The sequence below is a fragment of the Olivibacter sp. EAT-5 genome, assembly GCF_044784325.1.
Taxonomy (GTDB): domain Bacteria; phylum Bacteroidota; class Bacteroidia; order Sphingobacteriales; family Sphingobacteriaceae; genus Olivibacter; species Olivibacter oleidegradans.
Window position 1 is genome coordinate 6003743 of sequence record NZ_CP173028.1, and the last position, 18673, is coordinate 6022415.

Consider the following 18673-nt stretch of genomic DNA (forward strand, 5'->3'; position numbering starts at 1 on the left):
AGTTTTATTTGCGAATAAATATAAATGTTGCTTAGTTTTGTACTAAAAATATTAGCAAAATGGAGTATAGCGGGATTATATCGATTGACTTCGAAGGAAGAACTGTTTCAATAAACTACAACGTCATTTATTTTGACGGGAATTACTATATAGATATAACGGACAAGCATAATATCAGGCATCGGTTCCGCCACTATGATGATACGAACGAATGGCGTTATACATCGCTACGCCCATTAAAATGGAGATATGACTTTGTAATAAAGCTATTTAAAGCAATGGATTCGGTATTGAAAGAGATAACACCTCGTACCAGGGCCTAGCATCCTATCTTAGCTAGTCCTATAAGTAAGTCCAATCCATTCATTCAACAGTCAACCCGGCCTATGAGAGAAGGGAATCGGCCTATATGGTCAGGCGTTGCCAGATGACCTCATGACAAACGTAATACCTTGTAAATCAAGCACCATTTGCAACAAGTAAAAACGAAGGGTCAGACCTCTTAAATACTACAATAAAGCATATTTTTATATTCATTAATACATTAAAAATATCAAAGCACCGTCATATATCCATCCCGGGGCCAGGGCGTGCAATTGCATTTCCGGCGCAGGGCGGCCCGGCGTCTCGCGTGTGTGAACAAAAATCGCCTTCCCCTTTCAATTCCGTAACACGTTGATTTTCAAAAACAATTTCAATAAATAACCAGCTTAATCGCTGTAAAATCTGCCTGAAAATTAAACTAATCGGTTTTTTCAACTTGATTCTCAAAAAAAAGAGCCTTGCAAAACTGCAAAGCTCTTTGTGCGTACAGGTATCTCAGTTCCTTTTATCACACTTGATTATTTACAAGGATCGCTCCGTACTTATTTGAATACTCAGCAATGGTTGATCCGTCTTCAATGTCTTTAATATACATGGTGCCGTGTTCAGAAATAAAACCCTTCAACCGAAGGTAGTAGAACAGATTCTTTACAAAGTTTTCTTTCTCAGGCCCTGCAATAAGTTCCGGATAAGTCATGAAGTTAGATCCAGCGCGTACCATTAAAGGTTTTCCGTTTGGACCACGCTTAGCCAACAGTGCGTTAACTGCATCAAAAAGTTTGTTGCTTTTGGTTATTGGTCTGGGGATAGGCTTTGTTTTCTTCATATTCAAATATACTAAAAAGTAAGCTCCAAACTCCAACCGTTCCAACTTCCCTTTGACACCCAAACAGGCTCAATGATCATGCTGTTCAGGTCAAGATTGTTAAAGTCAGAACAACCGTCTTCGGCCATTGAAATTATATGTGTTCGTACCTTCATGATCGCATCTTGCGTACGCTGGTACTGCTGTAGCTCGCTTTTATCCGTCTGGCCGTCGACGTGTTTTTCAATCGCCCAGAACATCGTCGTAGTCTCATCAATAAATCCGCTGAGATCACCACTGGTCGAAAGCATGGGAATGATGCAAGCCAACTGTAGCCCGGCCCTGTCTTTCAATTTATTTACCAGGTTCTCTTCCGTCGCGCTGAGCACATAACCTTTGGCTCCCGCGACTGTCTTAAGCTCGTCACATATTGTGTTAAAATCGGTTATTTTAATCATGAGCTCTTTCGTTTTTGCTGTTGTTGAATTTTGATATTGTCGAGGTGATTTTTGTACATGTAGAGCAGGACATCGAACAATAAGGTTTGGTCTGTTTTTTCAGCGTCTCCGAAGACTCCTTCTTTTGCGACACTGTGCAAGAGACCCGTCCATCCGGTACCTCGGGAATTAAGTTTGACTTCGCGTTCTTTATCATCGTCAAGGGATTTAGGGAATATAGGACTAAAGTTGATTTCGTTTCCATCCAGCAACAGATCCTCTGTTTGGATATAGGAAATACAATAGGTAAACCATAGCATTACCTGCATTTTCTTCCACATCGGGATCTTTCGCGTATATCTGGTATTGATGTGTTTTGCATTAAAAGGTGCACGTGATTTCGGATCGTCGTTTGCTTCTTTCGCCCTGCGTTCGGCGGGACGATATAGACAGGCCATAAATGCATCCATTGCCTCTTCCGACTCCGCTCGTGTTTCCGGATCCTTTGCGAAGAGGTAGTGCTTATCTAGCTCTGCTTTGGCATTTCTGAATTCTCCGAAGGTGAGATCTTCCAACAGGTCGCTCGGCCCATATAGCTTTTTACGCCCCACCTGAATCATCGGCAGATTTTGACGCACCGTATTGTAGTTTAATTCCATTCGACCCTCTTTATTTGTTTTGAATGCCCAGGACAATGTTTTTGATGCATAGAAATAAATGGCAGAGAAGTATTGCTGTCGCCACCGTTCACCCAACACCTTGCTGTAAATTGACACTTTTAGTCCTGGCTTAAATATGTCCAGCCTCTTCAGCGCATACAGGTAATAATCGTACATCGTGACATTGTCCAACACAACATGGAGCGCTCGACAGAACAAATCGTTAACCTCTCTTTTGGTGCACTCATCCCAATGGTCGGGAATAAGTATCGTCTTATTTTTGTCCGGAACTTCTAACGTATGCATATCAGGTTCTGAAATATTTATTGCAGGGATCATTGTTTGGAAGTAGAACCGGATCATTAGCGCCGGGTGTGTTACGGTTACGCCATTTACGCAGCTCACCCATCGCCTCGTCCGCTTCATCGTCAATGAACCTGGTGTATAATTTCAATGTACCCAGATCAGGCGATTTGCTTCCCTTCATACTGTCAAGATAAGTACGGTACCCCTGAACAATTCCTTCCGGGAGCACCTGTAAAGAAAGTCGACGAACACAAACCGATATCGTGCGTAAAGCAAGCGCTTCCTGCACTAATGCAAGCAAAGTATACTGATCGTTTGTCAGAGTGTTGGTTCGAAACGCTGTCAACAAAGCCGAATAATCCTCTCCCATTGCCGGGCGAAGGGTTTTGTTCTGCTCAGACTTGATGAAAGGAAGCGCCATATAGTAGAATCGAGGCGAATTATCAATTGGAAACACCTGCTGAAACGTTGCCGGATTAGGTAAAAACAAGTCCTTTGCAGCTAATTTCTTGTCCCCGGTTAACCACTCCGTTATATCTGAATTATCCAGGTAGGCAATTAACCTGTCAATTGCCCGCTGCGCTTTCTTAAGCTGCGCTTCATCATCACGGTCAAGCATCCATTGCCACGCCATTTTTTCGTTATCGCTGTCTATTTTTACCTTACGACCGCCATCTTCGTGACTTACTATATTGCTTTGGTAGAAACGGTATGCCGACATTAAAGCAATCGGAAGCTGCACATGATTAACCAAGGGTGTTTGTTCTTTTGGTTCCCCTAAATCATCGTCTTCGCTTGGTGTTGGTGGGTCATATTCAGTAAGCGCACGCTCAAATACAGCATCGCCGATAAGATCTTTCAACTTTTCTGATTCAAGCTCGATATCGGTACGGATCTTGGTGAAATCGTTGTTTGCATAAAAGGATCCGGTGAGCTGCTTTAGCTCACTGGTTGTGGTTATTATTGTGGTGTTTTCGGCCATAATTGAAAATTAATAACTGATTAGTTGTTAAATAACGCCTTTGGAGCCGATTCCAGAACACACCAATCGTTCGCAGAAATATCGTCTTCACTAGGCTCCCATCCATTAATTACCGAATCGTCATAGGCCTTTAAACACATATAAGCTGAGAATCGGACTTTCGGAATATTGTCTGGTACGATGGGCTGATGTTTACGTTCGTAATAATCCTTTAATTGCTTAGGCAAGGATTTAGCAGACAACAATATGTTAATAGGCAAGTCGTCACAAGGCCTTTGAAATGCGAATACAGAACTATCAAGCCAGTTCTTTCTAGCAATTAATTCCCCGTTTGAGGCGGCCTCTAAGGCCTCATAATAAGTTAGATTTTGTGTTTTCATTTTATACTACATTTTTAAGTCGTTCGGAACTGGTTATGCTATCTTCTGCCTGTACTATCCTTCTATAAAATCCCATTCTAAGGTCTGATTTAGGGAAATTAGCGGCAATCGCCTGGTTGATTGGTTCGAATATGACCTCCTCCGGAATGCTAACGTCACTTGCCAGAAACAGCTTGAGTGCATATAACATTTGTGCTCCAGAGGATAACTGCCCGTTTACAATCAAATTTGATAATGAAGGATGCAGCCCCATACCTGAAGTTGTCGCGCTGTCCGCAGTTGTAGCAACTTTAAGCTGCGCCTCTATGAAATCCTTTATCTTTTGATCGATAGGTTCAACCTTCCACTGGTTGAGCTGATCGCCACTCATTCCGTCGTAAAAGTCTACCGTCTCAATGAACTTACCGGCATTCTTTTTTCCCGCCAGCACTCGTTGAATACGCTGGAAAGTCTCATCCTTTATCTGTTCCAATCGTTTATCGATCTGGTTCGGGGTTTCTTCCGGATATTTTTCGATCAACTTATCTCGTTTCTGATCCCAATAACCCGCAGGGGAATGGATATGAAAAGCTACAGCAACACCGTTTTCCGTCAGATACTTAATGATGTCGGGAATATCGCTCGACCGCATTAACCACCTAAGGGCACCATAGTAAGAAGGAACGGAATAGAAGTTTCTGGCAAAGCTGTAATTGTTATGGTAACTCATGCTTACCTTGTTGGCAAAAGGATCGTTTACGTTCCAAACAGGATAAGTTGCTATTCCCGTTTTATAGCAGTTGTTCTCAAAATCGCCGACGTAGATCTGTTTTACGTCTTCCAACCGATAGCCATTTTCAGGAAAAGCAAGCCTTGCGTCAGCAGCGGGTACAATTTCAATCTTATTTATCCTGGTGTTGATGCCTATTCTAGCTCCTTTATTGAGCGATCTACGGGTAAAAAAGCCCTTTAAATGCTTATATTCAACCATAGCCATATCCAAATAGCGTCTGATCCAGGGAGCACACCAGTTAAGTATCTCGTTATCCTTGTACCACATCCTTACGATTTCCCCGTTATCTCCGTATTCTTCTCGGAACAAACGAGGGCCGTCGCCATAAAGTAAGCCAATTTGCCGTTCAATTATCCCCGGGGCGAGGTTATTATCGTCCATGACATTACGGATCATTACAGGCAGGTCATTATTTACGCCATAGGGAACAACTTTCTTTCCCATCACAATCACAGGATCCGTTTCCCAATTGACCTTACTGTCGTTCTGCAAAATGTTGTGCCAGGTGCCGGTGTTAGAATAGTCCTCCGAAATGGCGTAACAGCCCACATCATTGTGTATGATAGCGGTTTTTTCGTTAAGTCGTTTAATAGTTCCTTCTGTAGACATCTTATAAGTGCGTAGGTTGATTATTGAATGACATTAAAGTGCAGCGCCAAAAGCGGCGAGGTTCGTTGTTAGATAAGTCGATGTATTCTTCAAGCAGCTCGTGAAATTCATTATACTTTTCTTTGGTTCTGGGACGCAGTCTAGCGCGATCTACTGTAACGATTCCGTCCGTCTTAAATCGTTCTCTGCTATAGCTGGTATATGAAAACGAAAAAGCAATTCCTTTCTCGGAAAGCTCTCTCATTTTCTTTATGGCGTCAAAGACATGCATCGCTAAAACCAAAAATCAGTTGTTTGTTTAGCCCGGTAACACTTTACGTGATCAATCCAAAGAAAGAAGCAAAGTGATGCGAATAAAAAGAAGAGGTACTCCCCTATATTATCCTTATTACCAATCGATAAAAAAGAAAAACATAAAGTAAAAATCAAGTATGCCATAATTACAATTTATCTACTAGTGATTTTCCGAACCGAAAAAAAAGACCATCCTCGTCAAGCCACATTATTGCCAGTAATGGTATAATCGTTAGGCACATCACCAACAACATAATAAACCAAATAACTAAAGCTAGGAAAGGGAAAAATTTATCCATCATGACATTCGTGATTTTACTTTACAATTATGGCTCAACTTATTTAGGTTGAGTTTACCTTTTCTGGAGCGGCCATTTCCGAAACGAATTCCGTATTCTTTCGGGCTCATTCCGTAATTTGGAACGTACGATTCGAGCGGAATACCTCCTATCTGGTTAACCACTTTGGTTCGCGCTTTCTTTGTCTCTGACAATGTAGCCTTTACCTCTTTGACAGTTTGCGGAGCGTTGTTTACATAGGACAACGAGTTTGCAGCTAAAGCCATGGCCAATGCACCAACTCCTACTCCGATTGTACTTAACATGCGTCTCTTCATAGTTTTTTCTTTTAAAGGCAGCCCCGAAAGACTGCCTAAGGTTTAGGTGACAATATTGTTTAATGCTTCCGTCGCTTGCTTTACAGGAAGCTTAGAAGCCCTGTTCGTTGAATCTAAGATCGGCACCGAAGTACCGTTTTTAAAGGACAGATTTTAAGGTCAATTATCCCTTCGTTGACACATCTCCGGCAGATTGAGAGGTAGTCACAAAGGCTAGCTTTCGCCAGTTCTTACGCATCATTAAATATTTAAAGCTGTCGCTTGGGTTTGTTGACTCATAGACCAGCCGTTTTACATTTAGGTTCTCGCTCCGTTTATCTTTAACCATTTTACCGGAATAATCCTTTTTGGCAGGCGCCAATTCAAGTGAACACTTAAGCGGTTTGCAATGATATCTATCGATAAGTACCTGCGGCAACATTTTATTGTGTCCCCCAAGCAACACATTCATAAAGTTATACTCCTCGTTCTTTCCAATATTTCCCTGATTCTGTGACATTAACACCACTGTCCAGCCTGTCTTTACTCCGTTCTCGTCCTGCTCAATTGCTTTTTTAACCTGCGAGGCGTAGTCCTGCCTGGCTTTTTGCAGGTTGTTACCTGCACGGTCGTAATACAGATTAAGCACTTTCTTTCGATGTGGTTTGTAGTAGGCTAGAAATTGCTTTGCCAGATCGGGAATCCAATCAGGTGTAAGCGTATACATAAATTTCAGGCAGCGATATTTTTTACCATCAGGTTGTGCCAACGTAAGTGACATCATATTGCCGAAATCCATCCCTCCGTCGATCGGCATATCCCGTTGATGATACTTCAAAATGCGGCAGTCTTCCTCGTCACGCAAACCGAAAGTATTGGCCCATACCTCATCGGTACCGTCATCGTAAAAGTGTTGCTCGCCTAGATTCGAATAAAAGCGATCTCCGCTTTCGATCATTGCCCTGATCGATAACACTGCGGTCTTCACATCCCCTAAGTCATCGTTGATAGCGTCTTCAAACCATTCAAGTGTCAGGATATCAACATTAATGTAACTGGATGCAATGAAATACAAGAGATGTGCCTCTTTACGCAATCTAACGAGCTGCCACCGTTCGTACCACCGCTCATAGGTCCTTCTCTTCTTTACGGCCTCTTCCCTATTGCCCGACTCCTCAGCAACCAGGTATTCCTGTAAAGCCTCGTTGAGCGCAAAAGAAACCTGAGCAACCAACGCAATTGCCTCCGGATTCATCTTCGCCCCCATCCGTAGTATCCAATCGTGCTCGCCTATATGGGCGGTATTAGGCATGTCTGTTGTGAAGGTTCGACCGCGATAGTAAACCGAATTCCCGTATTTGACTTTATAACCACGGACAGCCTTTAACAGGTTAGCGATCTTGCGTTCGGGAAAATACTTGACCTCGTCACCGAATACATGTACATAAGATCTACCCGCGAGTGATGCCGGGCGATCTAGCGAGCCGAAGGTTATATTGAAGCCCGTAAAGAATACAATGGTATGCTTATACGACACGATTGGATTGAAAGGTTTCCAAAAATGTTCTCGAATATCCCTCGGAAGATCCTCCTTTTCTGCCTCTGTAAATGAAGGCGGTATTTTCCCGACCACAAAATGTACGCCTTCTACCCACCCTTTTCGCTGCAAACCTTCCAGCACCGATGGCAATACGTTCTTGGTAAGGTTTGAATAAGTGTCCGATACCCAACAAACAGGAGCCCCCGGCATATCAAATGCCATATCAATCAACCTATTGACGAGAAATTCGGTGGTTTTTGAGGATCCTCTTCCCAGAATCGCAACAAGGGAATTCGTTGCGCACATACTTGCCAATTGAGCCGTCCAGTTACTAAACTGAACCTGGGCGTTGGGACTATTGCGTTTTACTTTCTTCCTGTAGCTCACTGAGGTATTGTTTAAGTTGAACGGTTTCTATGCGCGCGTCAGCACGAAGACGTATTTTTTCTGACTCGGGAATCTCCAACAAATCGATCTGATTAGCGATCTCCTGACGATTAACAGCTGGCATGCCTACGTCTTCCGGGTTTAGGGAATAGACAACATAAGGTTTCCGGTATACTTCTTTCGGAAGCCGTTCCACTTCCGGCTTATCCATTCCCCTTAATTTGGCCGCCTGTACTTCAAGGTTGCCGGCCACTTCTAGATCGCGGGATGTTTCGGCCATTTCAAATGCAACACGGGCCATCTCTTCCAGCCTTTCGGCTTTTTTATGGCGCAGCGCTTTCATTTCCACGTTGCGATCAGCATAGAACAGATTTATTGCTTCGTCGTACAGTTCGGTGCAACGACTGGATTTTAACCCAAAGCCTTTAGAAAGAAAATCGATGGTTTTGGCTCTTCCGTATTTTCGGTCGAGCGACGAAATCATGGTGAGCGTTTCTATGTACAGTTGCTCGTCTTTATTGAGCGACTTTTTATTAGTGCCTAAAATATAGCTCTGAATTGCTTCGAACTGCCCTTTTTCCAGAACTCCAAATACATCGTCTTTGGCAACCTTAAAGCTCCTGTTACGTCTTATTTCCTGTAAGCGTTTAGAATGTTCGACGCTGCCGCCGGAGGTTTTGTTGAATATGGCCAGCTCTTCCTTTATTGAAGCGTTTAGCCGTCCCCTGGTTAGGTGATAATAAAGCAACGATTCTTTATCTTCCGCGAAGTATTGGAACTTTTTGAAGTCGATACCGTAGTAAAGGGCTATTTCCTCATTGGAACGACCCAAACCGGCTATTACCTCAAGCTCTTCGTATTGTTCTGGGTCGAGGCCCAAGCCTAAATTATCTTCCATAATACCGAAATTATTGCTGAAACGAGGCTTTAGAAAGGACGAAAACTACTTATAACTAGCTATTAACCTACCGATTTCCTGTAGTTCGCGCTGTTTTTCCCTGATCTTTTTTTCTCGCTCCGGACGAAGATGGGGTTTATCACCTTTGGCTATTTCCGATTTTATACGCCAGATGTTGTGTTGCAGTTTTTTTGCCATCAAAGGGAGCTCGACGGGACTGGACTGCCTAATGGATTTAAGTCGTTGCATTTCTACCCAAATTGAATGTTTGCCTAAAATCTTACCGGTGACCTTATAGCATTTAAGTTCGTTATAGATTCGATAGTTTTCTATGTAATTGGAAACGAGATCGTGCACGGCGGCGAACTGATCTCCATCGGAAGCACTATCGAATAGGCGCTTATGTGCCGCTCGCATATTGTTGTAGGCGGTTATTTTATCGGCGGCCAATATCTTCAGTTCCGGCGGACAATCCGGATCGGACAAGAAGGGCCATTCGTCACGAAAGGAAGGTTTGTTTTCCGTAGTTGAAACAAGTTCTTTCGCTTTCTTTTCATTCTTGATCAGAGATGTTTCCTTCGGTTGTATCAACCCGAAGTGGTTTTGGAGAATGGTTTTCAATAAATGATTGTGGTGTTTCCTTCCCCTCAATAGTATGCGCAGTAGTACCTTTTGGTGTTTTATTCCCGGTATTAATTCAAAAAACCGACAACCCTCGGCATGAGGGCTGTCGGCAACTAACCAATTATTAACCTGATTCCGCAGGTCTGCGGAGTTTGAAGAGAAGACACTTGTCATATAATACCCTTTTGCCTCAATGATTCGGGGCCTTTAATCCAGGCGTATTCGGGAATCGCGTCAAACGATGGGCATTCCTTTATCCGTTCCCAGGGATCGACGACACCATTTCCGTTCTTATCGGGACTAAAATCACGATGCCCCTGAATCCTGATATCCGAAACATCCTGGTTAAACTTCAACTGATCGTAAATGGTTTTGATTGTTTGGAGTATCGCTTGCTTTTGCTCGGGCGTGCGGGTATCCTTTGCTTTATTAACGTTATTCAGTTCCACACCACCCTGATAAGAGATATGCACCGAATTTGAATTGAAACCTTTAACACCGTTGGTTACTTTGGAAATATCAGCAAGCTGAACCACCGTTCCGTTCCTGTATATAAAAAAGTGATAACCAACCTCCTTCCACCCCAAAACGTTTTTCCAATAGCGTTTGATCGAATCAACGTCACCATATCCCGCCGTGCAATGAATAGCGATCCATTTAATCTTTCTCATTATTTTTCGAATCTTGATTTGTTGGGATACATTTTTTCGAAGTACGGCTTTACCGCCTTCCAGCCATCGTTATTTACGTTCATAAACTTACGCTTGGCGAATACTTCTTTCAGCAATCCAGCCTCCACATTAGAGCGGTATACCGATGCGAGAATTGGATCGTCCTTACCGCCTGTAACCTGTGTAGGTCTGGCCGTTGGATAATAGGTGTTGAAATACAGAGAAGTCAAAAGTGTACCTTGCGACTCCGCTTCGTATAGGTCTATCAATTCCGCCAGTTCCTTGGTGTATAAAAACATTGGCGTATGGGTTCCGTATCTGTGAATGGGAAAACCCTGTTCTTTCAACAAATCAGCAGTTCGTACCGCATTCTCATTATACACGCCACCACTTTTGCCCGTACCTGCCCCAAGCGTTCCGAAGGCTTTCAGTGTGTATATGTCAGGCGGCAAAACTTCCCCTAACGGAAATATATCGTCATTTGAAAGCACGAACCTTTCCGGCAGACGACCACTCGCGATAGCAACCAGCAACTTGTGTGTTACGTCGATCTGCGGATTCTTGGAAGTTTTTTCGTGAGCCACGTGTACCACTTCGTCGCTGAAGTATTCCTCGCTATCACCAACAATAATAACCTTGCAGTTGGGCAGATTCTTTTCCCATGCCCTTAATGCATAGAGCAACTCATCGTCAGATGCTTCATTTTTTAGATAGGGAATCACGATTGTTAAAGGCTGATCGTCTATGCTAAGCTCAACGGATTCATCCTGATCAATTGACGATTCATTAACATTATCATCGGTAGCCAGCGTTTCTTCCTTGATCTCCTCAGAATTTTCGGAAATCGGCGACTTTGTTTCTTCGGGCTGCTCGATAACAGGAGCCTTTGTTTCTTCGGTAATAGGCGCTGCGTTTTCTTCCGTTTTAGCAGCTGTTTTCTTTTTTGCCATTTTATTTTTGTTAGGTTAATAGGAAAAGGCCATCCGGGAGGATGACCTTTGTTGATTTATAGATTAAAGTCCGCCAACTCCGGAACCGTCAACCGGTGCAGGAGCTATCGTTGGGATTGCACCACGATAGTGAGCTGCTTTGAATCGAGACCGTTGTACCTGAGTGAAGGTCAACATAGATTTAACTGCCTCGTTGTTATCTTGACCTTCCACCTGTAGTTTCATAGGATTACATTTTGTACCGTGCAGACGGGTTCCTTTAGCGTCCCCACACTCGCGTGTAATCAGAATCAGGTCTTCACCCATGAGCTGTTGTTCCAGTTCATCGTATTCCAACTCGTTGCCTGGATGCGAACCTGAAACGGCGTCTATATATCCGCTCTCGTCCGGATCACCTTCGGTTGTAGGTGCCCGTGAAATTGTTGAGGGGGTTAAGTATAACTCAACCGCCTGTGCACCGGCTTTCAGAACGATATCTCCTGAGATTAACACGCCGTTTGCATCGCGCTCAGGGATAGTTTCGATGTCGTTGGCAAAAAGAATGATAAGGTTCGGGTTTTTAGGACGGGCCGTACCGGGATTAACGCCCTTTTTATAAATGGATACTCGTGCCATTGTTTAAGTTTTTATTGCCTGAAGGCAGGGTTTAAGGTTGATTTCTTTAATTAACCGGTAGGGCTTTTAACTCCTACCGGTCGGTTTGGTTGATTGAACTATATTCCACCAGCTGTTGATCCAGCGTCAGATCCTGTTTCGTCGTCAGCGTACTTCCAGTCTTGATAAGTATCGTAGGCTCCCCAATTTCTGGTGATCTGTGCCTTTGGATTGTAACCCGCAGGAACAAATGCAAACACCGCTTCTTCAATAGCGAACCCAACAGATAACCAGAACTCCCCGTATAAACGAACTTCGTAATCATGCTTTTGCACATCATTGATCACATTTGGAACCTCGTTTTTATGACGAAGCTTCAACATGTTTGCCTTAGGCGTAGAGAATACTATAGGAGACGCGTACATTCCGTCTAAAGCTACCAGGTACTTGTTTGAGAAATCGATCCGTTTGGTTCCAAAGTCTCCGTCCTGGCCGCTATTTTGACCCCACTTATTTTTATAAGCCGCCTGATATCTTGAAAGGTGTTCAGGAGAAACGTAAATATTCATGCTTACACCTGCATAAAGCGGGCTGATCCATGCGACGAAGTCGTTAAAGAAGTTCAACACTTCCTGATCCGTAGCTGTACGATAATCGTAGTTCGGATATTTGTTGAAAAACGGAATGTTAGACGTCCCGGAAGCTTTTGATTCTACCAATATAGTTTCCAATCCGTCCATACCATCTTCAGGAGGTGTAGCGGTATCGCCCGTGTGCTCTACATACTTACCTTTGAAGATCATTCTCAACTCGATATCGTTAAGGATCTGAGGGTACAACAACTCATTCCAGATGTATTTAGTAATCGGCATCTGATCAGGAGCCAAGCCTTCATCGTATAGTTTGAACATGTAACTATCCAATACCTCTGCAGGAATTATAGGATAGTTAATTTTATGCCTACGGTTGATGATTTTGATAGGCGTGAACTTTGCTTTTCCGAGCGGTGTCCATTTCGCACTAAACTGCTGAACAACCGATGTAATCAATGCTCTGATTGCCCTGTACTCCGTAGTAGCCAATACCGAAGTGAAATACTGAGAAGAAGTAAACCCGGTAAATAATTGCTTGATTATATCCAGGTTATTACCATTTATATTCAAGTATTTACCAAACTCCGTTTTCAGGTCTGCCACTTCTATAGTTGCTCCCTTCGGCACAGCACCAGCTGATCCCGTTTGAACAAATGTTTTTGCGGCAGCGTAATGCGCAGCATTCATGTCTACCTTCATGACTGACTGCACCTTTGGATTTCTTTCGAAATCTTTTGGAAATTCCGCAGAAGGATTTGCTTCGGTCTCATCAGACATAGCATTCACTAAATTTTGAAGATTTTGCTTTTCCTTGTTTGCCTGTTTTAACTGAGCCTGTAAGTCAGACAATTGGCTAGCAACCACTGTACTGTGATGATCCCGTAGCGCGTTCATCAATCCCTCGGCTGTAGAACTTTCCTGCGGAGTCTCTTCTTGGTTGTCCACGGAGGCAGTCACGCCCTCCTCAAGCGCTTTAGAAAACATCTTGCTGAAGTTATCTCCGAACATAGAGGCGAGCGTCGCCTTTTGCTCCTCCGTCAGCATCTCCTTTCCATCTGTATTCTTTCCAAAGGCAGTTAAACCTAAGGTCTTCAATACGACGGCGGCCATCATTTTTAAATTTTTCATGTTACTGGTTTAGGTTGATTTGAAATTATTGTTGATTGAATTCTTGCATGAAATTGTAAGCTGTTACCCGATCTCTTGCCCAGCTTATCGCCCGGTCTCTGTTTCCTATACTGTCGATGAGACCAATATCAAGAGCTGCCTCAGACATATAGGTTTTACCTTTAAGGACCTTATCACCATCGTCCATCTTTAGCTTACCTTGTCTGTTTGCTTTTACAGTATTCTGAAACTTTACAGCTAATGGTGAGAGTTGCTCTGTCTGTATCATTTCATATTTACCTTCGAGCGCTAATTCAAATGGTTTATTTTTCTCAGAACTTTCCGGTGCATAAATGGTGTGAACCTTATACCCTCTTTGCTCATAATAACCTTTCGCGTCAGCAAAACTCATCATTACACCTATGGATCCAGCCCCAGCAGATACACTGTTTCCAGCCATGATGTGGTCACATTCACTGGCAAGCCAGTAAGCCGCTGAATACGCTGAATCGATAAGAGCGATTATTGATTTACCCGAAGATTTGAATTTCCGAACGGCATATGCCAATGGAGGTACAGAGTTTACAGCGCCACCGCCTGAATCGATTTCAAATACAGCAGCTTTTATGTTTTTATTCTCGGCTGCCAATAATATATCCTCGGCAATTTCTGCTGTACCGTAAGAGCACATTGTGCCGTACTTCAACATGGTTCCGGAAACACTAAATAGCGCTATTGCATCTGATTGCGCTTCGTCATATGATGGGACTTCTTCATTTGAATCGTTAGCACTGATGACCATTTTGGGTAATGGGCCAATCTCAGTAAACGAAGAATTACTCCTGCTCTGGCTGATATCAAAAAGCTCTTGCAACTGTAAGCCAGCAGCCATCACTTCTTCGGGGTGCATAAACCAATGCCCGCGAATTATTTGGGATGTGAGTAAGAAATTCCTATTACGCATAGATAAGGTTGCTTTTGTTAAAGCAATATTATCTATCTATTAGGCCTATAGAAAGGACCTTAAAGCGTATAAATCAATGGAAAAACGGATGTTACATGGGTGAATGAAAGTCTTTTTTGCGTTAGGTTCCAGTCGTTCTCTAACCTGACGGGGATGTGAGGTGTGCCGATTATGCGAATTTCACCTCCGCAAAATTCCGCGACTAATACAATTCCGTAATTTATATCCCAAGAGAACTGTTCTTTTAACCGTAGGTTCGCTGCTATTTTATACCGCGGACCGGCCTCGGTGTACTCCGTGTCGATAGCAAGCGACTGTCCGGACATTGATAACTTGATGGGATGCCATTTCAGTGACTGTATTTTACCCGAGCCTTTTGGATTGTGTGCGTACAGAATAATGTCGTCTAGTCGGGTTGCCTGTAGATTAACTATGGTGTTGAATTTTTGGTTCATGGTTGCCTGATTTGGTTGGGGTCGATTTTAGAATCAATGTTTCTAAATTTAGCACAATTTTCTTTTTAAAGATATAACTAGCTGATTATCAATAATTAAATTGCTCGAAGGTAGTTTGTTATAGAAATATTTCGATAATGTGCCCGCTTATATAGCTTGTCGAGCGCTTTTTTCTGTAAATCCAAGGTTGTTCGATAGCTTCTTTTTTTGATCGTTTCGATGTTTCCGATCATGCTGGTCAACCGTCTGTTCACAATAAAATCATTTACGATTTCCTTCTGCTCAACGCCAAGTTTTACACCGGCCAAAAAGAACTGGTCGAAATCGATATTGAAGATGGCTTCAAGAAAATCGTTTAGTTTCGCCTGGTCTTCTCTGGTGTAGTAGAGGTAATGCTTTTCAGCGGTCCGGGTAGCTCTCGTTTTCGGTAGAATAATACGAACGGTTTGCTCCGTCTTGATGTGGTCCACCGGTTTATCAGAATACTTGACCAGGGAAACAAGCAGCTTACCAAAATCGGTGTGTCTGAAAACGGAATACGCACCGTCTTCGAATGCAAATAAGAAGCCCAGGTAATTACGTAAGTACTCCTTTTTGATGTTTATAAGAACGTCCATATCAATAATGATTTGTTAGCATAAAAATACTACTAATAAGTCACTTTATCAATCAAAAAATAGTATATCAAATTGATATGTAATGTTCTATGCCCGGGCTGTTTTCTTCTCGAGAATGAAGCCGTTTTAAAACAGAGGTCTTAAAAAAGCCGATTTTTTTTGTAAGGTTGTAAGGTTGTAATATTATCTGATTATCAGATAATTACACGACAACGTTTTTGTAATGATGAAATTCCAAGTTTGTAAGGATTTGTAAGGAGCAATTTTATTACAACTTTTTTGTAAGAAGTAAATTTTCCTTACAAAAATTTGTAAGGACTTAAAACCCTCTCTTTCTGATAATTATACCTTAGATTTTCTTTTATTACAGAATTACAGAAATTTTTAAAATAATATATAAGAGATTGAAAGAGAACGGCTGCCGACGGCCCGGAGTGAGAAAGGTGCGCCCCGATGGGTCGCTTGTGTGCGCTGCGTTGCGAGCGCGTAAATTCAACGAGGGAACGGGAATGGATGTTAGGTCGTTCGAAATAAAAAAGCCCCGTGAGGGGCTTAAATTCAGTTTGATTCGGCTGGTTGCTTTATCTGGATCCTTATTCCGTCAACTATTGTGTAATGGCGGACAAATCCCTTTTCATCCAGCTCAACAAAATTGTTTCCGTCTACAATCTTGATACAGTTGAGGTCGGGGAGCAGCAACCGCATATGGATCTCCCAATGGTCATCATTATCCCTTTCCTTTCGAAAAAGATCGTATACCTGTAACAAAAGCCTTCGGCAAGTATCCGCGTCCCAATATTTGTCGGACCTGCTCTTTTCTACTAAATACTTTTGAATTTTATCGGATTCCGAAAGATCTCTCAAGAATCTTTCTTTATGCATACCTCCATAACTTCTTTTGTGCGCGGTTAGTTCTTTTCCGAAAAGATCACCGAAATAACCCTCACTAATCTTAAAGTCAAGCTTGATATCATACGTTCGAATGAATTGTTGTGTTTCCATTTTTGTTCAATTGGTTTGTTCTAATTTATGAATTATTTCAACAAATAACCCGTTAGATTATTTTAGAACACTACCGCGGTAAAATTCTATCGCTCCCAAGCCAGTTTTGAATCCATTGTGTAAAAGGCGAACGTAACACCCAATTTTATATCATCCTCAACAGTGCGTAGATCAACCTCACTGTTTAACAGATCCTGCCAATGTTCGTGCGTATGCTCTTTTACACACGTAAGAAACCTCAAATCAGGTATCGCTACCCATTCCTGATCTTTAGCCAGTCGTGCTTTGTTATCCATTAGATCAAGCACATCGTTAACTAGCGCAACATCGTACCCGTTTTTCAGCCATTCGGCTTTTAATATTCTTTTCGATTCGTTATTCATTTTTTGATAGTTTAGGGGTTACCGACATCCATGTCGGTAACCTAAGGTTAATCTTTGTTATTTAAAGTATTTTTAATAGCGTTTTTAATTCCCCTCTGTTCATATCCTATCCCGATAAGGACGATGCTTATAAAAATTAGGATCAAATCCATTATTCCTCAATTAGTTTTACGTCAATCCCTATATTAAAAAATATGGGCGTCCCTTTGTCGTCTACTGTTTCAAATTCTTCCTCGGCTACTCTACCTTCGTAAATCTTACCCTCAGTCAAGAATTTTTCTCCGTGAAAATGCAAATCCCTTAATCCTTTTGCTTTGTTCATGATTACTACTCCTTTCTTTTAAATTGATTTTTATTTATTACCTATATTATGTGAATTCAAATCTTTCATTCTCTTCTACGATCGTGGTGCTGAACGGCAATCCGTCCGACGGAACCCGTTGTATCATATCGATCAGTCCCGTTGATCCGGTAAATACGACAAACTTCCTTTCACCGCATTCAATCTGCATATGTAGACACTTTCCTTTGAACTGCGAGCTTTCGATTTTGAAGTCGAGAACATTTATTTCTTTGTTCAATATTTTACTTATTTTGATCTTGTCGCCCGTAAAGCCTTGTTTTGTAGGTTTTATTCCAAATTCTTTAAAGGTTTTCATTCGTTAGTTTTTTGACCAGGTTCCGGCAATCCGCATGTTTGGCCCATCCTATGTACGCCGCAATTGATTCTCTGCTTTTTCCTTTCGCTACAGCACGAGCAAATGATTTTTTAATGCTCTTACGAAGCAACGTGTGCGTATGATAGAACCGGTAGCCAACAAAGTCAATTCCCCTAGAAGCGACCGGGAATACCTGGTAGTTTTCTTTAATGCTTAACTTAAGATTGGTGCACAAATAAGAGCGGATTTCATAAAGCAATTGGTGCAAATGTTCTTTGCAATCGGAAAGGATAACCATATCGTCAGCATAACGAAAATAATACTTTACTCCTATCCGTTCCTTGATCCAGTGATCAAAGTAGGACATATAAAAGTTAGCGAAATACTGACTAAGGTAATTTCCGATAGGAACACCTGGAGCGCTATCAATTATCCCGTCGAGCAACCAAAGCAAATCGCCGTCCTTAATTTTCCTCCTGAGCAGGGATTTCAGTATTACATGATCGATGCTTGGATAGAACTTCTTTACATCCAGCTTAAGACAATATATAGTTCCGTCTCTATCTTGTAATGCTTTCCGAAGTGCCCGCTGCGCTGCATGAATTCCTTTGCTCTTAATGCAGCTGTATGTGTCGGCCGTGAAAACGGAAACGAATATCGGCTCCAGTACATTCATAACAGCATGGTGTACAATTCGATCAGGGAAATAAGGTAATCGGCTGATCTCTCTTTCCTTTGGTTCGTAAATAGTGAAAGTAGTGTATCGAGACGTAACGAAGCTTTTTGACTTAAGCATATTGTGTAGATCCACGATATTTTTCTCCCCGTTCAGATCGTGCTTTCGCACACCAATCTGATCACCCTTGCCTTTCCTGGCAATAGCGTCTGCCAGTTCCAGATTCCTTATGTCGTATATCCTGCTGTATAAATTATTCAATCTTTTCATCAGCCTTTGCTTTATCGGTCGTGTTCACCATTTGTAATGGTTACCAACGCCCTTTCAAACATGTTGTCTTTTGCCGTGTTGGCAAGGTCTGCGCCACTATTATCTTATAAGCAATGTGGG

The 18673-nt window shown here is 42.3% G+C and carries 24 protein-coding genes; 1 reads left to right on the top strand and 23 read right to left on the bottom strand.

Annotation, left to right across the window (positions count from 1 at the left end; translation table 11 throughout):
* Window positions 1-59 precede the first annotated feature (59 nt).
* Complete coding sequence (locus ACH11B_RS25160; protein WP_377611010.1) at window positions 60-323, top strand: hypothetical protein; 264 nt, start codon at window positions 60-62, stop codon at window positions 321-323.
* A gap of 509 nt (window positions 324-832) precedes the next feature.
* Here ACH11B_RS25160 and ACH11B_RS25165 read toward each other — a convergent pair.
* From ACH11B_RS25165 to ACH11B_RS25275, 23 genes are all read right to left on the bottom strand, one after another.
* A complete protein-coding gene (locus tag ACH11B_RS25165) occupies window positions 833-1150 on the bottom strand; it encodes a hypothetical protein (protein ID WP_377611012.1) in 318 nt (105 codons plus the stop codon).
* A gap of 11 nt (window positions 1151-1161) precedes the next feature.
* Window positions 1162-1587 carry a hypothetical protein gene (locus ACH11B_RS25170; RefSeq protein ID WP_377611014.1) on the bottom strand — a complete coding sequence of 142 codons (426 nt, stop codon included), beginning with the start codon at window positions 1585-1587 and terminating at the stop codon, window positions 1162-1164.
* Window positions 1584-2564, bottom strand: coding sequence for a hypothetical protein (locus tag ACH11B_RS25175; protein WP_377611015.1), 981 nt, complete (start codon window positions 2562-2564; stop codon window positions 1584-1586). Before ACH11B_RS25175 ends, ACH11B_RS25170 begins: the two co-directional genes overlap by 4 nt.
* On the bottom strand, window positions 2533-3513 hold the full coding sequence (locus ACH11B_RS25180) for a DUF6712 family protein (protein ID WP_377611017.1): 981 nt from the start codon (window positions 3511-3513) through the stop codon (window positions 2533-2535). The genes ACH11B_RS25175 and ACH11B_RS25180 overlap by 32 nt, the downstream gene beginning before the upstream one ends.
* A 20-nt stretch (window positions 3514-3533) precedes the next feature.
* Window positions 3534-3893 carry an MW1434 family type I TA system toxin gene (locus ACH11B_RS25185; protein WP_377611019.1) on the bottom strand — a complete coding sequence of 120 codons (360 nt, stop codon included), beginning with the start codon at window positions 3891-3893 and terminating at the stop codon, window positions 3534-3536.
* A 1-nt stretch (window position 3894) separates the two neighbouring features.
* Window positions 3895-5274 carry a hypothetical protein gene (locus ACH11B_RS25190; protein ID WP_377611021.1) on the bottom strand — a complete coding sequence of 460 codons (1380 nt, stop codon included), beginning with the start codon at window positions 5272-5274 and terminating at the stop codon, window positions 3895-3897.
* 1 nt (window position 5275) lies between these two features.
* On the bottom strand, window positions 5276-5518 hold the full coding sequence (locus ACH11B_RS25195) for a hypothetical protein (protein WP_377611023.1): 243 nt from the start codon (window positions 5516-5518) through the stop codon (window positions 5276-5278).
* Between the two features lie 348 nt (window positions 5519-5866).
* Complete coding sequence (locus ACH11B_RS25200; RefSeq protein WP_377611025.1) at window positions 5867-6184, bottom strand: hypothetical protein; 318 nt, start codon at window positions 6182-6184, stop codon at window positions 5867-5869.
* A gap of 163 nt (window positions 6185-6347) precedes the next feature.
* The gene (locus ACH11B_RS25205; RefSeq protein ID WP_377611027.1) at window positions 6348-8090 is read right to left on the bottom strand and encodes a hypothetical protein; all 1743 of its coding nucleotides are present in this window, start codon (window positions 8088-8090) and stop codon (window positions 6348-6350) included.
* Window positions 8059-8988: a hypothetical protein gene (locus tag ACH11B_RS25210; RefSeq protein ID WP_377611029.1), complete on the bottom strand. Its 930-nt coding sequence runs from the start codon at window positions 8986-8988 to the stop codon at window positions 8059-8061. Before ACH11B_RS25210 ends, ACH11B_RS25205 begins: the two co-directional genes overlap by 32 nt.
* A gap of 45 nt (window positions 8989-9033) precedes the next feature.
* Window positions 9034-9786, bottom strand: coding sequence for a hypothetical protein (locus ACH11B_RS25215; RefSeq protein ID WP_377611030.1), 753 nt, complete (start codon window positions 9784-9786; stop codon window positions 9034-9036).
* Window positions 9783-10283 carry an N-acetylmuramoyl-L-alanine amidase gene (locus tag ACH11B_RS25220; protein WP_377611032.1) on the bottom strand — a complete coding sequence of 167 codons (501 nt, stop codon included), beginning with the start codon at window positions 10281-10283 and terminating at the stop codon, window positions 9783-9785. Before ACH11B_RS25220 ends, ACH11B_RS25215 begins: the two co-directional genes overlap by 4 nt.
* Window positions 10283-11233, bottom strand: a complete 951-nt coding sequence (locus tag ACH11B_RS25225; protein WP_377611034.1) for a hypothetical protein — start codon at window positions 11231-11233, stop codon at window positions 10283-10285. Before ACH11B_RS25225 ends, ACH11B_RS25220 begins: the two co-directional genes overlap by 1 nt.
* A 63-nt stretch (window positions 11234-11296) precedes the next feature.
* Complete coding sequence (locus ACH11B_RS25230; protein ID WP_377611036.1) at window positions 11297-11848, bottom strand: hypothetical protein; 552 nt, start codon at window positions 11846-11848, stop codon at window positions 11297-11299.
* 98 nt (window positions 11849-11946) lie between these two features.
* On the bottom strand, window positions 11947-13548 hold the full coding sequence (locus tag ACH11B_RS25235; protein WP_377611038.1) for a hypothetical protein: 1602 nt from the start codon (window positions 13546-13548) through the stop codon (window positions 11947-11949).
* Between the two features lie 25 nt (window positions 13549-13573).
* Entirely contained in the window at window positions 13574-14491 is a 918-nt protein-coding gene (locus ACH11B_RS25240) for a S49 family peptidase (protein WP_377611040.1), read from the bottom strand.
* A gap of 59 nt (window positions 14492-14550) precedes the next feature.
* Entirely contained in the window at window positions 14551-14946 is a 396-nt protein-coding gene (locus ACH11B_RS25245) for a hypothetical protein (protein ID WP_377611041.1), read from the bottom strand.
* Window positions 14947-15041: 95 nt separating this feature from the next.
* Entirely contained in the window at window positions 15042-15563 is a 522-nt protein-coding gene (locus ACH11B_RS25250) for a hypothetical protein (RefSeq protein WP_377611043.1), read from the bottom strand.
* A gap of 558 nt (window positions 15564-16121) precedes the next feature.
* Window positions 16122-16565, bottom strand: a complete 444-nt coding sequence (locus tag ACH11B_RS25255) for a hypothetical protein (protein WP_377611045.1) — start codon at window positions 16563-16565, stop codon at window positions 16122-16124.
* A gap of 86 nt (window positions 16566-16651) precedes the next feature.
* A complete protein-coding gene (locus ACH11B_RS25260) occupies window positions 16652-16948 on the bottom strand; it encodes a hypothetical protein (RefSeq protein WP_377611047.1) in 297 nt (98 codons plus the stop codon).
* 151 nt (window positions 16949-17099) lie between these two features.
* Window positions 17100-17270 (bottom strand): hypothetical protein, encoded by a 171-nt coding sequence (locus ACH11B_RS25265; protein WP_377611049.1) that lies wholly within the window; start codon window positions 17268-17270, stop codon window positions 17100-17102.
* A gap of 46 nt (window positions 17271-17316) precedes the next feature.
* Window positions 17317-17607, bottom strand: coding sequence for a hypothetical protein (locus tag ACH11B_RS25270; RefSeq protein WP_377611051.1), 291 nt, complete (start codon window positions 17605-17607; stop codon window positions 17317-17319).
* Entirely contained in the window at window positions 17594-18553 is a 960-nt protein-coding gene (locus ACH11B_RS25275; RefSeq protein ID WP_377611053.1) for a reverse transcriptase domain-containing protein, read from the bottom strand. The genes ACH11B_RS25270 and ACH11B_RS25275 overlap by 14 nt, the downstream gene beginning before the upstream one ends.
* Window positions 18554-18673: the final 120 nt, after the last annotated feature.

Excerpts from the sequence above, each read along its gene's own strand:
- ACH11B_RS25240 (WP_377611040.1), bottom strand. The coding sequence starts at position 14,491 with ATGCGTAATAGGAATTTCTTACTCACATCCCAAATAATTCGCGGGCAT.
- ACH11B_RS25235 (WP_377611038.1), bottom strand. The coding sequence starts at position 13,548 with ATGAAAAATTTAAAAATGATGGCCGCCGTCGTATTGAAGACCTTAGGT.
- ACH11B_RS25245 (WP_377611041.1), bottom strand. The coding sequence starts at position 14,946 with ATGAACCAAAAATTCAACACCATAGTTAATCTACAGGCAACCCGACTA.
- ACH11B_RS25250 (WP_377611043.1), bottom strand. The coding sequence starts at position 15,563 with ATGGACGTTCTTATAAACATCAAAAAGGAGTACTTACGTAATTACCTG.
- ACH11B_RS25260 (WP_377611047.1), bottom strand. The coding sequence starts at position 16,948 with ATGAATAACGAATCGAAAAGAATATTAAAAGCCGAATGGCTGAAAAAC.
- ACH11B_RS25225 (WP_377611034.1), bottom strand. The coding sequence starts at position 11,233 with ATGGCAAAAAAGAAAACAGCTGCTAAAACGGAAGAAAACGCAGCGCCT.
- ACH11B_RS25275 (WP_377611053.1), bottom strand. The coding sequence starts at position 18,553 with ATGAAAAGATTGAATAATTTATACAGCAGGATATACGACATAAGGAAT.
- ACH11B_RS25165 (WP_377611012.1), bottom strand. The coding sequence starts at position 1,150 with ATGAAGAAAACAAAGCCTATCCCCAGACCAATAACCAAAAGCAACAAA.
- ACH11B_RS25265 (WP_377611049.1), bottom strand. The coding sequence starts at position 17,270 with ATGAACAAAGCAAAAGGATTAAGGGATTTGCATTTTCACGGAGAAAAA.
- ACH11B_RS25160 (WP_377611010.1), top strand. The coding sequence starts at position 60 with ATGGAGTATAGCGGGATTATATCGATTGACTTCGAAGGAAGAACTGTT.
- ACH11B_RS25200 (WP_377611025.1), bottom strand. The coding sequence starts at position 6,184 with ATGAAGAGACGCATGTTAAGTACAATCGGAGTAGGAGTTGGTGCATTG.
- ACH11B_RS25175 (WP_377611015.1), bottom strand. The coding sequence starts at position 2,564 with ATGATCCCTGCAATAAATATTTCAGAACCTGATATGCATACGTTAGAA.
- ACH11B_RS25215 (WP_377611030.1), bottom strand. The coding sequence starts at position 9,786 with ATGACAAGTGTCTTCTCTTCAAACTCCGCAGACCTGCGGAATCAGGTT.
- ACH11B_RS25220 (WP_377611032.1), bottom strand. The coding sequence starts at position 10,283 with ATGAGAAAGATTAAATGGATCGCTATTCATTGCACGGCGGGATATGGT.
- ACH11B_RS25270 (WP_377611051.1), bottom strand. The coding sequence starts at position 17,607 with ATGAAAACCTTTAAAGAATTTGGAATAAAACCTACAAAACAAGGCTTT.
- ACH11B_RS25230 (WP_377611036.1), bottom strand. The coding sequence starts at position 11,848 with ATGGCACGAGTATCCATTTATAAAAAGGGCGTTAATCCCGGTACGGCC.
- ACH11B_RS25195 (WP_377611023.1), bottom strand. The coding sequence starts at position 5,518 with ATGAGAGAGCTTTCCGAGAAAGGAATTGCTTTTTCGTTTTCATATACC.
- ACH11B_RS25185 (WP_377611019.1), bottom strand. The coding sequence starts at position 3,893 with ATGAAAACACAAAATCTAACTTATTATGAGGCCTTAGAGGCCGCCTCA.
- ACH11B_RS25170 (WP_377611014.1), bottom strand. The coding sequence starts at position 1,587 with ATGATTAAAATAACCGATTTTAACACAATATGTGACGAGCTTAAGACA.
- ACH11B_RS25210 (WP_377611029.1), bottom strand. The coding sequence starts at position 8,988 with ATGGAAGATAATTTAGGCTTGGGCCTCGACCCAGAACAATACGAAGAG.
- ACH11B_RS25190 (WP_377611021.1), bottom strand. The coding sequence starts at position 5,274 with ATGTCTACAGAAGGAACTATTAAACGACTTAACGAAAAAACCGCTATC.
- ACH11B_RS25180 (WP_377611017.1), bottom strand. The coding sequence starts at position 3,513 with ATGGCCGAAAACACCACAATAATAACCACAACCAGTGAGCTAAAGCAG.
- ACH11B_RS25255 (WP_377611045.1), bottom strand. The coding sequence starts at position 16,565 with ATGGAAACACAACAATTCATTCGAACGTATGATATCAAGCTTGACTTT.